This is a genomic window from Nonomuraea sp. NPDC001699 (assembly GCF_053596455.1).
In genome coordinates, this window is the sequence record NZ_JBSFGF010000049.1 from 1 (window position 1) to 16073 (window position 16073).

At 70.3% G+C, this 16073-nt stretch carries 6 protein-coding genes; 3 read left to right on the forward strand and 3 right to left on the reverse strand.

Annotated elements, in window-relative coordinates:
- Positions 1-9889, reverse strand: a 9889-nt coding sequence (locus ACWCSU_RS51525) for an SDR family NAD(P)-dependent oxidoreductase (RefSeq protein WP_449944729.1), incomplete at its 3' end; no start/stop codon positions are given.
- 250 nt (positions 9890-10139) lie between these two features.
- Here ACWCSU_RS51525 and ACWCSU_RS51530 point away from each other — a divergent pair.
- Both ACWCSU_RS51530 and ACWCSU_RS51535 read left to right on the forward strand, forming a co-directional pair.
- Positions 10140-11231, forward strand: coding sequence for a DegT/DnrJ/EryC1/StrS family aminotransferase (locus ACWCSU_RS51530; RefSeq protein WP_449944732.1), 1092 nt, complete (start codon positions 10140-10142; stop codon positions 11229-11231).
- 12 nt (positions 11232-11243) lie between these two features.
- A complete protein-coding gene (locus ACWCSU_RS51535) occupies positions 11244-12974 on the forward strand; it encodes a DUF4350 domain-containing protein (RefSeq protein ID WP_449944735.1) in 1731 nt (576 codons plus the stop codon).
- A 48-nt stretch (positions 12975-13022) separates the two neighbouring features.
- On the opposite strand, the gene ACWCSU_RS51540 is transcribed toward ACWCSU_RS51535, so the two are convergent.
- The gene (locus tag ACWCSU_RS51540) at positions 13023-14201 is read right to left on the reverse strand and encodes a cytochrome P450 (protein WP_449944738.1); all 1179 of its coding nucleotides are present in this window, start codon (positions 14199-14201) and stop codon (positions 13023-13025) included.
- Positions 14202-14203: 2 nt separating this feature from the next.
- Positions 14204-14956, reverse strand: coding sequence for a thioesterase II family protein (locus ACWCSU_RS51545; RefSeq protein WP_449944740.1), 753 nt, complete (start codon positions 14954-14956; stop codon positions 14204-14206).
- Between the two features lie 149 nt (positions 14957-15105).
- On the opposite strand from ACWCSU_RS51545, the gene ACWCSU_RS51550 reads away from it, so the two are divergent.
- A complete protein-coding gene (locus tag ACWCSU_RS51550; protein ID WP_449944743.1) occupies positions 15106-16071 on the forward strand; it encodes an ATP-binding cassette domain-containing protein in 966 nt (321 codons plus the stop codon).
- Positions 16072-16073 lie beyond the last annotated feature (2 nt).

The following is a 16073-nucleotide window of genomic DNA, read 5'->3' on the forward strand; positions in this document are numbered from 1 at the left end:
CCGCCCGCTCGGCACCAGCGATCACCGTCGACGACGGACCGTTCACCGCCGCGACCGACACCCCGGCAAAACCGGAAACCTCCACCTCGCCAGCCTGCACCGCCACCATCACCCCACCAGCGGGAAGCGCCTGCATCAACCGAGCCCTGGCCGAAACCAGCGTGCACGCGTCCGTCAAGGACAACACCCCGGCCACATGCGCAGCCGCCAACTCCCCGATCGAATGCCCCACCAGCACATCCGGCCTGAGGCCCCACGACTCCACCAACCGGAACAACGCTGTCTCCAGCGCGAACAGCGCAGGCTGCGCCACCCCCGTCTGATCCAGATCCTCCTCGACAAGGGAATCAAACTGCGCCGCCACCTCATCAAACGCCCGAGCGAACACCGGGAACCGCTCATACAGCCCCCGCCCCATCCCCACCCGCTGACTCCCCTGCCCCGTGAACAGAAACGCGAGCTTCGCCGGGCCCCCCGCCGATCCGGTCACCACGCCCGCGGCCGGCTCGCCTTCGGCCAGCGCGGACAGCCCCCGCATCAGCTCCGCACGATCGGCGCCCACCACGGCCGCGCGATGCTCGAAGGCCGAGCGGGCAGTCGCCAGCGACAGTCCGACCTCGGCCGATCCCGCGCCGGGCAAGCTCTCGAGGTGCGTCAGCAACCGCGCCGCCTGGGCTCGCAGCGCGCCTGCCGTACGGCCGGACACGACCCATGGGACAGGCCCGCTCGCGGGGACCTCCGTCACGGCGGCCACCGGCCCTTGCTCGATGATCACGTGCGCGTTGGTCCCACTGATCCCGAAGGACGACACGCCGGCTCGCCGCGGACGACCGCTGTCCGGCCACTCCACCGGCGACGTCACCAGCTCGACGGCGCCCTCAGCCCAGTCCACATGCGACGACGGCGCATCCACATGCAACGTCCGCGGCACCACACCCGCACGCATCGCCATGACCATCTTGATCACACCAGCCACACCCGCAGCCGCCTGCGAGTGACCGATGTTCGACTTGACCGACCCCAACAGCAACGGCCGCTCCCGATCCTGACCATAGGTCGCCAGCAACGCCTGAGCCTCGATCGGATCACCCAGCGTCGTCCCGGTCCCGTGCGCCTCGGCCACGTCTACATCCGCGTAGGACAGCCCGGCGGCGGCCAGCGCCTGCCGGATCACCCGCTGCTGCGACGGCCCGTTCGGCGCCGTCAGGCCGTTGGACGCGCCATCCTGGTTGATCGCCGAACCACGGACCACCGCGAGCACCTGGTGACCGTTGCGCCGGGCGTCCGACAGCCGCTCCAGCACCAGCACACCCACACCCTCGGACCAGCCCACGCCGTCGGCGCTGTCGGAGAACGCCTTGCACCGCCCGTCGGAGCTCAGCCCGCCTTGACGGGCGAAGTCGACGAAGGTGTCCGGCGTGGACATGACCGTCACACCGCCCGCCAGCGCCAGCGAGCATTCCCCCGAGCTCAGCGCCTGGGCCGCCAGGTGCAATGCCACCAGCGACGACGAACAGGCCGTGTCCACCGTCACCGCCGGGCCTTCCAGCCCCAGCGTGTACGACACGCGGCCGGAGGTGATGCTGCCCGTCGTCCCGTTGACGACGTCCCCGGTGGACGGGTAGTCGTGGTACATCATCCCGGCGAAGACGCCGGTCGGGCTGCCCTTGAGGGATTCCGGGTCGATGCCCGCCCGTTCCACGGCTTCCCAGGAGGTCTCCAGCAGCAGCCGCTGCTGGGCGTCGATCGCGAGGGCCTCGCGGGGGGAGATGCCGAAGAACCCCGCGTCGAACTCCGCCGCGTCGTACAGGAAGCCGCCCGCGTGGGCGAACGAGGTGTCCTGGAGTTCCCAGCCGCGGTCGCCGGGGAATGCGGCGATGGCGTCCCTGCCCTCGGCGACCAGCTCCCACAGCTGCTCCGGCGAGGTGACGCCACCCGGGTACCGGCAGGCCATGCCGATGATGACGATCGGGTCTCCGGCGACCGGTGCCGTGACGGGCACGGGCGCCGCAGTCTCGGCACCGTCGAGCCGGCCGTGGATGAAGCGGGTCACCGCCGCCGGAGTGGGGTGGTCGAACACCAGCGTGGCGGGCAGGCGCAGGCCCGTCGCCTCGATCAGCCTGTTGCGCAGCTCCACCGAGGTGAGGGAGTCGAGGCCGAGGTCCTGGAAGGTCAGGTCCGGCGAGATCGCGTTCGCGGAGACGTGCCCCAGAACGGCCGCCACCTGCGTGAGCACCAGCGTGGCCACGTCCTCCGCGGAGAACTCCCCGGGAGGTGGGGCGGCCGACTGACGCAGGGGCGCGGGGACTAGGGCTCGGAAGACGGCCGGTATCCCGCTCTGCGCCCGCAGCGCCGGCCGGTCCACCCGGGCCGCGACCACCACCGGTTCCCGCCCGGCCAGAGCCGCGTCGAACCAGGCGAGTCCCTGCTCAGCAGTGAACGGGCGGAGCCCGGATCTGGCCATACGGCGCAGGTCCGTGTCGGTGAGGGCGCTGGTCATCCCCGTGTCCTGTTCCCAGGGGCCCCACGCGATGGACACGCCTGGCAGGCCCTGGACGGCGCGCTGCCGTACGAGGGCGTCGAGGAAGGCGTTCGCGGCGGTGTAGCTCGCCTGGCCGCCGTTGCCGAGGGTCGCGGAGACCGAGGAGAACACCACGAACGCGGTCAGGCCGAGGTCGCGGGTGAGTTCGTGCAGGTGCCAGGCGCCGTCCACCTTGGGACGGAGGACGGCGTCCATCCGTTCCGGGGTCAGGATCTCGGCCGGTGCGTCGTCGATCACTCCGGCGGCGTGGACCACGCCGGTGAGGGGATGCTCCGGCGGGATCGCGGTGATCATCTGCACCAGGGCGTCGCGGTCGGACACGTCGCAGGCGACGGCCATGACGTCGGCGCCGAGGTCGGCCAGGTCCGAGAGCAGCCGGCGGGCGTCCTCGGTTCCCGAGCCGCGCCGACCGGCCAGGATCAGGTGGCGGACGCCGTGCACCGTGACGAGGTGGCGGGCGACGAGCGCGCCGAGACCACTCAGCCCGCCGGTGATGAGCACGGTGCCGTGGGCGCTCCATGGGCCCGGGTCGGCGGCACTCTCGGCGCTCGCCTGACGAGGCACCCTCACCAGACGAGGCACCATGAGCACCCCGTCGCGCACCGCCAGCTGCGGCTCCGCCGAGTCAAGCGCCGCAGCGAGGATCCGGCCGCGCAAAGGCCTGTGATCGAGGTGATCGGGGGCGAGGTCCAGCAGGACGAACCGGCCGGGATTCTCCACCTGCGCCGAACGCACGAGGCCCCAGACCGCCGCCGCTACCGGGTCGGGCGCGGTGTCCATCGCCCCCGAGGTCACGAACACGACGCGCTCCCCGTCATCGGCCGCACGGAGCTGGGTCAGCACCGCCGAGGTCGCCGACCGTACGGCAAGCGGAATGTCGTCCCCGGCGGCGGTCACGACCGGGACGAGTGTCACGTGGGCGGCGTCCGCCTCAGCCGGGTGCTCCGCCGTGCGCAGAGCGGCGGAGAGACCCCACTCGTCCGGGCCGAGCACCGAGCACCGCCGGGGCCGCGGCTCCTCGGTTGCCTCCGCGAGCTGCCAGTCCAGCCGCAGCAGCGGCGCTCCCCCCACGGGTTCCGTACGGCCGGCCGCACGGAACGCGAGGGAACGCACCGAGGCGACCACGCCTTCGTCGTCGGACACGACGAGCGTGATCGAGTCCTGGCCCGCCGAGCTCAGCCGCACGCGCAGCGCCGACGCGCCGGACGCGTGCAGGGACACCCCGCTCCAGGAGAACGGCAGCAGCCCGGCCCCGTCCAGCCCGGCCAGCGCGGCCACCTGGAGCGCGGCATCGAGCAGCGCAGGATGCAGGCCGAACGATCCGGCCTCGACGCCTTCCGGCAAGGCGATCTCGGCGAACACCTCCCGCTCGGTGCGCCAGGCGGCACGCACCCCTCGGAACGCCGGGCCGTACGAGAAGCCCGCCTCCGCCCGCCGTTCGTAGAAGCCGTCGAGATCGACCGGGACGGCGTCCTGGCCAGGCCCACCGCCGTCAGGGACCTTCGGCGCCTCGGAGGTCAGCACACCGGCGGCGTGCTGGACCCACGGCGCGTCCGGCTCGGTGCGGGAGTACACGCCGACCGTCCGGCTGCCGCCCGTGTCGGGGCCGAGCGCCACCTGGACCTGGACGCCTTCCCGCTCCGAGAGCGCGAGCGGGGAAGTGAGCGTGAGTTCCTCCAGAACGTGGTAGCCCGCCTCGCCTCCGGCGCCGAGCGCCAGTTCGGCAAACGCCGTGCCGGGGAGCAGCACCTGCCCGGCCACCACGTGATCGGCCAGCCAGGGATGCGCCCCGGTCGAGATGGTTCCGGTGAACAGGAATCCGCCGGTGTCGGGCAGCTCTGTGGCCGCGCCGAGCAGTGGGTGACGCGGCCGATCCAGCCCGGCGGCGGTGACGTCTCCCGCGACCTGCGAGAGCGTGGGCCAGTACCGCTCGCGTTGGAAGGCGTAGGTCGGCAGATCCACGCGGCGCGCGGCCGGGACCAGTTCCCGCCAGCGCACGGGCACGCCGCGGACGTGCAGCCGGGCGGCGGCGGTGAGCGCCGCCGTCTCCTCGCTTCGGTCCTTGCGCAGGATCGGGACGGCGGCCGCCTCCGGCAGGTTCTGGTGAACGAGCGCGGAGAGCCCGCCGTCGGGGCCGAGTTCCAGGAACAGCTCGGCACCGGTGGCCCGCACCGCCCGGGCGAACCGCACCGGCTGGACGACCTGGTCCAGCCAGTACTGCGCCGAGCAGAGGTAGGCGGGGTCGACCGGCGCGCCGGTCACGGTGGAGACGATGGGCGTGGTCGGCTCGTGGAAGGTCAGCCCTTCGACGACCTCTCTGAACTCCGCGAGCATCGGCTCCATCAGCGGCGAGTGGAAGGCGTGGCTCACCCGCAGGCGGGTGGACCTGGCGAAGCGCGTGGCGGTGGCCAGGACGGCCGCTTCGTCACCGGCGATCACGACGGACGACGGCCCGTTCACCGCGGCGATGACGGCTCCGCTTTCCAGAAGCGGCTCGACCTCAGCCTCGCCGGCCTGGACGGACACCATCGCCCCACCCTCGGGAAGTCGCTGCATCAGGCGGCCTCTGGCGGTGACAAGGGCGCAGGCGTCGTCGAGGGAGAGCGCACCGGCCACGTGGGCGGCGGCGATCTCGCCGATCGAGTGTCCGATCAGGAAGTCCGGCGTTACCCCCCAGGACTCGATCAGGCGGAAGAGCGCGACCTCGATCGCGAAGAGCGCCGGCTGGGCGAACTCGGTACGGTCGATCGTGCCCGGGTCCTCACCGGACATCCCCCGCTTCAGGTGCTCGGGCAGCCGCGTGAGAACGTCGTCGAGCGCGCGGGCGAAGGCCGGGAAGCGGGCCGCGAGCTCGCGGCCCATCCCCATCCGCTGCGCGCCCTGTCCCGCGAACAGCACCGCCAGCGCGGCGGGCGGACCGGCCACCCCACGGGCGATCTCGGTCACACCGTCGGCCGTGGCCAGCAGGACGGCCCGGTGGGCGAATTCCGAGCGGGTCGTCAGCAGCGAGTGGCCGAGGTCGGCCGGGTTCGCGTGGCTCCCGTAGGACAGCAGCCGGTCGAGCTGGGCCGCGAGCGCGGCCTCGCTCTTGGCGGAGACCACCCACGGCACGACGACCACCGACCCGCCCGAAGGCGCCTGCGGCCCGGGCTCCGGGGCGGGCTGGAGTTCTGGAGCCGGAACCGCTTCGATGATCACGTGTGCGTTGGTGCCGCTGATCCCGAACGACGACACGCCCGCCCGTCGTGGACGATCGCTCTCGGGCCACTCCACCGGCGAGGTCACCAGTTCCACGCCACCGGCCGACCAGTCGACCCGGGATGTGCGCTTCTCGGCGTGCAGTGTTCGCGGGACGACTCCCTGCCGCATGGCCATGACCATCTTGATGACGCCCGCGACGCCGGCGGCGGCCTGGCTGTGCCCGATGTTCGACTTGACGGAGCCGAGCAGCAGCGGCCGTTCGCGGTGCCGGCCGTACGTCTCCAACAGGGCCTGCGCCTCGATCGGATCTCCGAGGGCGGTGCCGGTCCCGTGGGCCTCGACCACGTCCACATCCGCCGGTGACAGACCGGCGCTGCGCAGGGCCTGCCTGATCACCCGCTGCTGAGAGGCGCCGCTGGGAGCGGTCAGGCCGTTGGAGGCCCCATCGGAGTTGACCGCGGAACCACGCAGGACGGCCAGCACCTCGTGACCGTGGCGGCGCGCGTCCGACAGCCGTTCCAGGAGCAGGACGCCGACGCCCTCCGCCCATCCCGTCCCGTCGGCGGCATCGGAGAACGCCTTGCAACGCCCGTCCGGGGACAGACCGCCCTGCTTGGCGAACTCCAGGAAGATGCCGGGTGTCGACATGACGGTGACACCGCCCGCAAGCGCCATCGAGCACTCCCCCGACCGCAGTCCCTGCGCGGCCAGGTGCAGGCCGACCAGCGACGACGAGCACGCGGTGTCCACCGTGATAGCGGGACCTTCCAGGCCCAGGGTGTAGGCGACGCGGCCGGACAGGACGCTGGGCGAGGTGCCGGTCAGCGTGTAGCCCTCGGCGTCACCGGAAACCTCGTGCATCCGGGCGCCGTAGTCCTGCGCCATCGCACCGAGGTAGACCCCGGTGCGCGTGCCGTACAGGGTGGAGGGCGGAATGCCGGCCCGCTCCACCGCCTCCCAGGTGACTTCGAGCGCCAGCCGCTGCTGCGGATCCATCGCCAGGGCCTCACGCGGTGAGATCCCGAAGAAGGCGGCGTCGAAGCCTGCCGCGTCGTGGAGGAAACCTCCAGGAACGGCGCCGGTCCGCCAGCCGCGGTCGGCCGGCACCGTGGACACGGCGTCCGTGCCGGCCTCGACCAGCCGCCACAGGCCCTCCGGTGAGTCGATCCCGCCGGGGTAGCGGCAGGCCATCCCGATGATCGCGATGGGCTCGTCGGGCCTGGGGGTGGACTCCATCGGCTCCGGGGAGCCGGGTGCCCGGCTCAGAAAGGCGGCGAGCCGCGCCGGAGTGGGGTGGTCGAAAAGGGTGCTCGCGGTGAGCGCCAGCCCGGCGGCCGCGTTGAGCCTGGTGGCGAACTCGACGAGCATCGCCGAGTCGAAGCCGAGCTCCTTGAAGGGCAGGCCGAGGTCGACCGCGCCGGGATCGTCGGTCCCGAGAACGGCCGCGCATGCGTCGCGTACCGTCGCGAGCGGGTCACCGCCGGGAACAGCCGGAATCGCCTCGGCAGGCCCGGAGCCGTCGAGCCAGTAGCGCTCTCGCTGGAACGCGTAGGTCGGCAGCTGGACCCGCATGGCGGTGGGTATGACCGTCTCCCAGCCAACCTCTACCCCGTTGACGTGCAGCTCGGCGAGCGAGGTGAGCAGGCGGGAGAGCCCGGCGGCGTTCCGCTTGCTGGTGCAGACGGCCGCCGCCGGGCGTCCGGCGGCCTGGGCGCACTCCTGAATGCTTCCGGTGAGCACTGGATGCGGGCTCACCTCGACGAACACGCCGAACCCGGCTTCGATCATCCGCGCGAGCGTGCGGTGGAAGTCGACCGGGCTGCGCAGGTTGCGATACCAGTAGCCGCCGTCGAGCTCCGTCGTGTCGAGGCGGGACCCGGTCACCGTCGAGTAGAAGGGGATCGTCGAGTGGCGCGGCCGGATCGGCGCCAGCATCGGCGCGAGCCGCTCTTCGAGCCGCTCGACCATGGAGCAGTGCGAGGCGTAATCGACCTTGATCCGGCGCAGCCGAGCGGCGCCCGCGAGGTCGGCGGTCAGCTCGGCCAGCGCCTCGTCGTCTCCGGAGACGACGACGGCAGAGGGGCCGTTGACGACCGCGACGGACAGGCGCCCCTCCCATCGGGCCAGCCGCTCGTTCACCACCTCCGCCGGCAGCCCGACGGAGATCATGCCGCCGTGGCCGGACAGGACCTCGGTGACCAGCCTGGATCTGGCGGTCACGATCCTGGCCCCGTCTTCCAGCGACAGCGCGCCCGCGACGCACGCGGCGGCGACCTCACCCTGCGAGTGACCCACGACCGCGGCCGGCCGTACGCCGTATGACCGCCACAGCGCCGCCAGCGAGACCATGATCGCCCAGAGCACCGGCTGGATGACGTCGGCTCGCTCCCCGGACGGACTGCCGGGTTCGCCCCGGACGACGCCGGTCAGCGACCAGTCCACGAAGGACGACAGAGCGGCCTCGCACTCGGCCATGGCGGCGGCGAAGGCCGGCGCCGAGTCGAGTAGTTCCACCCCCATGCCGGCCCACTGCGATCCCTGTCCGGGAAAGACGAACACCTGGTCACCCAGGCGGTTCCCGCCGCTCACCACGCCGCCGGCCGGGCGCCCCTCCGCCAGGGCGTCCAGCCCGCGCAGCAACCGCTCACGGTCGTCACCGGTGACGACCGCGCGATGGCGAAGGTCCGCCCGGGTCGTCGCCAGGGAGAAGGCCACGTCGGGGGGTGTCAGCTCCGGGCACGCCCTGACGTGCGCGGCCAGCCGGGCCGCCTGGGCACGCAGCGCGCCCTCGGTGTGCCCGGACAAGGTCCAGCGGGCGCCTTCGGGTACGGCGGAGCCTTCGGTTCTGGAACGGCCGGTTCGTGCAGCGGGCTCCGGGGCGGCGGCCAGCACGACATGGCAGTTCGTGCCGCCGAGCCCGAACGATGACACGCCTGCCACGATCGGAGCGTCCGCGTCGACCGGCCACGGCATCGCCGACCGCACCACCCGCAGATTCCACTCCTCGAAGCGGATCGCCGGGTTCGGCTGCTCGAAGTTGAGACTCGGCGGCAGCTCCCGCTTCTCGACGGCCAGCACGGTCTTGAGCAGGCCAACGAGCCCGGCTGCGCCTTCCAGGTGGCCGACGTTGGTCTTGGCCGACCCCACCCACAGGGTCCGCTCCGCGCCGTAGACGGCGCCCAGGGCGGCGGCCTCGGTGGGATCACCCACCTTGGTGCCGGTCCCGTGCAGCTCCACATAGCCGACACTCGCCGGATCCACGCCGGCGCGCCGGCACGCCGCCCTCAGCACGCGTTCCTGGGCGAGGACGCTCGGCGTGGTGAGCGCGTCACCGGCCCCGTCGTTGTTGACCGCACTGCCCGCGATGACGCAGTAGACGTGATCGCCGTCCGCGAGAGCCCGGGACAGCGGCTTGAGCAGCACGACGGCGCCGCCTTCGCCGCGCACGTACCCGTTGGCCCGCGCGTCGAAGGTGAAGCACCTGCCGTCGGGTGAGAGCGCGCCGAGCTCCGCCGGCGCCAGGGCGCTCTCCACGGCCAGGTTGAGCTGGACTCCGCCGGCGAGGGCCATGCTGGACTCGCCGCTGCGGATGCTCTCGCAGGCCAGGTGCACCGCGACCAGCGACGACGACTGGCCGGTGTCGACCGCCACGCTCGGGCCGGTCAGCGCGAGGAAGTGCGAGACCCGGTTGGCGATGATGCTGCGGTTGACGCCCGTGAGCGAGTGGTGGCCGATGCCGGGCGTACCGGCTCGGCGGCTGAGCAGCGCGTAGTCGTCGGCCATCACGCCGACGAACACGCCAACGCCGGCGTCACGGATCCGGGCGGGTGCGATGCCCGCGTTCTCCAGGGCCTCCCAGCTCAGCTCCAGCGCCAGCCGCTGCTGGGGATCCATCGCGCGGGCCTCACGAGGCGAGATCCCGAAGAAGGCGGCGTCGAAGCGGTCGACCTCGTCCAGGAACGCGCCGTGGGCGCTGGGACCGAGCTGCAGGTCCGTACCCCAGCGGCCGGGCGGCACGGTGGACACGGCGCTGACCCCGTCAGTCAGCAACCGCCAGAACTCCGCCGGTCCCGGCGCGGAAGGCAGCCGGCAGGACACCCCGACGATCGCGATCGCGTCGTCACTCGTGAACTCGGATCGATTCACGCGCCGCTCCCCAGTGCCGTTGTCGTGCCACCAGGCGGAGACGGGAAACAGCGCGGCTCCCGGTCCCAGCCGCGTCAAACTATGCCGAGCACCCGCTGCGCGTTTCACTAGTTGTCGGTGCCGGTGACCTGGATTCCTAGTGATTTCACGAGTGCCGCCCGGGTTCTTCTATACGTGCCCCGGCGCCTGTTTCGGCGCGTGCCCTTCTCGCCCCGTGCCGTCGGACGAACGGCTTATGAGTGAGGAACCCATGGCGTTCAGATATCACGTGTCGAAGCCGTATCTCACCGGACGGGAACTGCAATATCTCAACGAGGCCGTCGATTCCGGCTGGATATCCTCGCAGGGCCCTTTCGTGGCGCGTTTCGAGAAGGAGTTCGCGCGGTACAACGGTTCCTCATTCGGCGTCGCGTGCTCCTCCGGCACGACCGCGCTCACCCTGGCGCTGCGCGCTCTGGGAGTCGGTCCGGGCGATGAGGTCCTGGTGCCGGAGTTCACCATGGTCGCCTCGGCCTGGGCGGTCACCTACACGGGCGCGGTACCCGTCTTCGTGGACTGCGCCGACGACCTCAACATCGACGTGTCGCTGATCGAAGAGAAGATCACGCCGCGGACCAAGGTCATCATGCCGGTGCACGTCTACGGCCGGCGGTGCGACATGGACACGATCATGAACCTGGCCTACGAGTACAACCTGCGTGTGGTCGAGGACTCGGCGGAGGCGATTGGGGTGCGCCCGGTCGGCGACGTGGCCTGCTTCTCGCTGTACGCCAACAAGATCATCACAGCCGGTGAGGGCGGCGTCTGCGTGACCGGCAGCGAGCGGCTGGCCCGGCAGATGGCCCACCTGCGCGGCATGGCCTTCAGCAACGAACACGACTTCGTCCACAAGAAGCTGGCCTACAACTTCCGCATGACCAACCTGCAGGCCGCGGTCGCCCTGGCCCAGCTGGAGCGGATCGAGGAGATCCTCGACATCCGCAAGCGCATCGAGAACCACTACGACCAGGGGCTCGACGGCATCGACGGGATCACTCTGATGCCGCCGCGCGACGTCCTGTGGATGTATGACCTCCGGGCGGAGCGGCGGGAGGAGCTGCGGGAGTTCCTGGCGGACGCGGGCATCGAGACGCGGCCGTTCTTCCAGCCCATGAGCCGCCAGCCGATGTACTTCGACCCCGGCTGGACGTCGCTGAACGCCGCCCGCTACGCGGCCGACGGCCTGTATCTGCCTACCGACCCCGCGCTGTCCGAGCCGGACCAGGACTTCGTGATCGGCAAGATCCGCGAGTTCTACGCGGACGGGCGGGGCGACGCGATCCACCCGAACATGGCCTACTGAAAGGGGCGCGGAGTGCCCACATTCGCATACGACGAGGCCCACGGCGAACGCTGGACAATCGACGCCGAGCGAGCCACGGAACTGACCCAGGAGGATCCGGATCGGGCCTACTACGGGCACCTGGCCGATCTCACGCTGGCCATGTTCGGGCGTACGGCGAAGGCCATCACGCAGCCGTGGCGTCAGGAGACCCTGCGGGCCTGCGACGTCCTCATCATCGCCCACCCGCGCGAGGAGTTCGCGGAAGCCGAGATCGAACTGTTCCGCGAGTGGATATCCGAGGGCGGAGCTGCGCTGATCCTGGGCGACGAACCGGACAGGCACCCGTCGGCCGACCTCAACGGTCTTCTGAAGGCGTTCGGCATTCAGGTCACGGACCAGAGTCTGGGCAGCCGCCGGGCCACCTGTGTCCCGAGCCAGCCACACCCGGTTGTGGAGGGCGTCGAGAAGGTGTGCGTCTGGGGTGGCAGCGCCCTCGACTCCTTCGACACGACCGCCGTGCCCCTGCTGACCGCCCCAGGCGGGCAGACCGTCGCCGCCGTCGCCGAACACGGCCGCGGCAGGGTGGCGGTCATCGGTGACTCCGACCTCTTCGCCCTCCCCTTCTGGGGTTGCGACGACAACGCCCAGCTCTTCGCCGGCACGCTCGCGTGGCTGGCGGGTGACGCCGCCGCCGCGAGGACGGACACCGTCGAGCGTGCCATGACAGCAGGCCCCGGCATCACCCGGGCCTCCTCGCCGATCCGGCTCACGGAGGTCGAGGGGGCACCGATCGTCGATGTGCATGAGGTGCCCCAGTTGGCCGAGGCACTGGCCGTGCTCGACATCGATCCCTACGAGCGGCCGGAGGAATTCCTCACCCACGCGGAGCTGATCTATCACGAGCTGCCCCGATCCGTCAGGAACGCGATCATCGACTTCCGTCGGCACTCCAATGATTTCGGCGCCCTCCTGATTCGCGGTCTGCCACCGGATCCTGAAACGCCGCTCACGCCACCGAACTCGTGGAGGTCGATGGAGAAGACGACCTTCGCCAGCGAACTATGGCTCGCCGTACTCGGGTGCGCTCTGGGAGAGCCGATCTCCTACACCCAGGAGAAGAACGGGGAGCTGTTCATGAACATGTGCCCGACGCCGGGCAATGCGGAAAGGCTCTCATCGGAGAGTTCGACGATTCTCTTGGACCTGCACACGGAGACCGCTTTCCACCCCTATTTGCCCGACTACCTGCTGTTGTACTGTCTCCGTCCCGACCACCACAAGCAGGCGGCCACCCTCATCTCCGGGACCCGCATGTTGCTGGGCGAGTTGCCGCCGAGATCCCGTGCCGCCCTGTTCGAGACGAACTTCCGGACAGGCATCGACTATTCGTTCGGCAACAGCGACGAGTGCAAGGGCAACGGCCCGGTGCTGCCCGTGTTGTCGGGTGATCCATGGGACCCGCTGATGATTTTCGATCCCGACCTCATGGAAGGCCTGAACGAGAAGGCGAGGACAGCCCTGCGGGATGCCAGGGAGGCTGCGGAGAAGCATCTCAAGTATGCGTATCTCGATGAGGGCGATCTGCTCGTGGTCGACAACCGGCGGGCGGTGCACGGCCGAGCTCCGTTCACGGCTCGATACGACGGATTGGATCGATGGCTGCAACGTATGTACGTGATCAGGGACCTTCGATCCGTGCAGGAGGACCGACACCGGTCAGCGCGTGAGATCTTCACAGAGTTCGCCTCCTCGACATCCTGAGACGGAAGGGGCCGGTTCCTCGCTGTCGAGCGAGGGCCGGCCCCTTCCTCAGCCCCAGGCGATCGGCAGGTGAGCGATGCCGCCGCCGAGTTGTCCCGCACCCAGGTCGCCGTAAAGCTGAATCTCGCCGACCGGGATCGCCAAGCGCATGGCGGGCAGGCGAGGCAGGAGCCTGGCCAGCACCTCGTGGATCTCCAGCCGGGCCAGCGGGGCGCCGATGCAGTAGGTGATCCCGTGACTGAACACCAGGTGAGGGTTGGGGTTGCGGGTGACATCGAAGCGTTCAGGGTCTCTGAAGACCCGGTCGTCGAACCCCACCGAGCCGTGGTCGCACAGTACGAGGTCACCGGCGAGGATCGTGACCCCAGCGATGTCGATGTCGGCGTTGGCGTACCGCGGCACCATGGATTCGCCGAACTTGCTCAGCCGCAGCGATTCCTCGACGGCACCGGGTAGCAGCCCCGGGTCGGCGGCCACCAGTTCGTGCTGGTCGGGGTTCATCGCGAACAGCCCGATCGCCGCGCTGATGCCGTGCGGAGTGACCAGGTACGACATGGTCACGGCGACCAGGAGCAGGGCGACGATCTCGTCGGAGTGTCCCGCCCCGCACAACGCCGAGGCCAGGTCGTCGCCCGGCTGCTTGCGTTTGCGTCCTGCGAGCCGTACCAGGTAGTCGTAGAGCCCGCCCGCACTGTCCGATTCGGCGCCGACGGCGCCGGCCGGATGGAGAACCGCCATGTACTCGTCCCGGTCGGCGATGCCGATCAGGTCGCACAGGATCTGGTAGGAGAGCGGCAGCGAAAGGGCGGTGTGCAGGTCCACCGGGGACGGCTCGGCCAGAACCTTGTCGAGGAGTTCATCGACCACGGCGCCGACGCGCGCCCGGAGGCCGGACATGCGCGCGGCGGAGAAGTGCGGTGTGAGCTGCGCCCGAAAGTCGAGGTGAAACCGGCGTGCCGCCACCGGTTCCAGATCGGACACCAGCAGATCCAGCATCACGCTGTCCAGGTAGCGCGACCTGTTCTCCGGATCGGGATGGGTGTTCCCGAGACGGCTGTCCATGAGCAACCGCTTGAGCTCGGCGTGCCGGGTGACCAGCCACGCCTCGTCGCCAGTGACGGTGCGCACCCGGCTGACCGGGCCATTGTCGCGTGCTCGGCGGATCACCGGGTTCAGCAGGCCCAGGCGCCCTCGCCCGCCCAGGACGGGTAGATCGTCCTCGTTCATCGTCACACGCCGAGCCCGACAGCGATCTCCCTGTTCACCAACTGCTGGTGCCGGATGATGAAGAAGTGACCGCCGGGGAAGACCCTGAGGCGGAAGGGCCCCTCCGTGTGCCGGTTCCAGGCCCGCGCCTCGTCGACCGTCGTCTTCGTGTCGGCGTCACCGGTCAGCACGGTGATCGCGGCGCGCAGGCGTTGTTCGGGATCTCCGCGGTACGTCTCGATCGCCTCGTAGTCGCCCCGGAGCGCGGGCAGCGCCATCCGGAGGATCTCCTCGTCGCCGAGCACTCCGGCGTCCGTGCCGTTCAGCCGCTTCAGCTCGGCGATGATGCCGTCGTCGTCGCGCCGGTGCACAGTCTCGTCCCGCAGGGTGGACGGGCCGCGGCGTCCTGAGACGATCAATGTGTGGGGCGCGTTGACGCCCTTGTCCTCGAGGCGGCAGGCCACCTCGAAGCCGATCACCGCCCCCATGCTGTGGCCGAAGAAGACCGTCGGCCGCTCCGGTAGCCTGACGAGCTCGTCGACGATCCGGTCCGCCAGCGTGCCGATGTCCTTGATGCACGGCTCTCGCAGCCGGTCCTGCCTGCCGGGGTACTGCAGTGCCACCACATCTGCCTTCGGTGAGAACGTCGCCGAAACCGGGTGAAAGAAGGTGGCAGATCCGCCCGCGTGTGGGAAGCACACCAGGCGCGTGGCCGCTCCCGTCGCCGGATGGTATCGACGGAGCCACAGGGTGCTTGGGTCGTCCGCGTGAATCACGATCCATTGGTCCCTTCATCGAGATGAATGCCCGCCCAGACCAGTGAATCCCGGTCACGACTCGCGAAATCACTAGAAACTCCGGGGATTTCCCGGCTCCGCGCCGCCTACGGTCATGGCGCTTGCCATCTGCAGAAAAGGACGGAGCCATGATCACGACTCGTGGGCTGGCACGGAGCTACGGTTCCGGCGGTCAGCGGATCGATGCCGTCAAGGGCATCGACATCGATGTGTCGGCAGGTGAGGGTGTCACCCTGCTGGGCCCCAACGGGGCGGGTAAGACCACGTCCTTCCGGATGCTCACGACGCTGATCAGGCCGACCGCCGGAACCGCGACGGTGGCCGGGCGGGACCTCCTGGCCGATCCGGCGGGCGTCCGCAGGCACATCGGCTACGTCGCGCAGAGCGGCGGGACCAACGGCGAGCACCGGGTTCACGAGGAGATCGAGCTGCAGGGGCGGTTGTACGGGATGTCCGCTGCCGAGGCACGGCGCCGCTCTGGCGAGGTGATGGACCAGCTCGACCTGACCGAACTACGCAAACGGCTCGTCAAGACGCTCTCGGGCGGCCAGCGTCGCCGCCTGGACATCGCTCTCGGGCTCGTCCACGCGCCGCCCGTCGTCTTCCTCGACGAGCCGACGACCGGGCTGGACCCGCAAAGCAGGGCAGCTCTGTGGAGCCGCGTCCACCGGTTGCGTTCCGACCTGGGCACCACGGTGTTCGTCACGACGCACTACCTGGAGGAGGCCGACGCCTTCTCCGATCGGGTGATCATCATCGACCACGGGCGGATCATCGCGGAGGGCACTCCGGAAGCGCTCAAGGCGAAGGTGGCCGGGCATCGAGTCGAGATCACGGTGCCGGTCGAGCAGATCCCCTCGGCGGTAGCCGTCGCCGAGCGCCTCGCCGACACGAGCGACCTCTTCGTCGTCGGTGACAGCGTGCGGTTCCAGATGCCGAAGGCGGATGTCATGCTCCCCCATCTGATCCGCGCCCTGGACTTCGCGCAGGTTGCCACGATGTCGATCCAGGTCGTGCAGCCAACCCTCGACGACATCTTCCTCCTGCTGACCGGCCGGAGCATCCGCGACAACGCCAACCCCACAGGGATGTGACC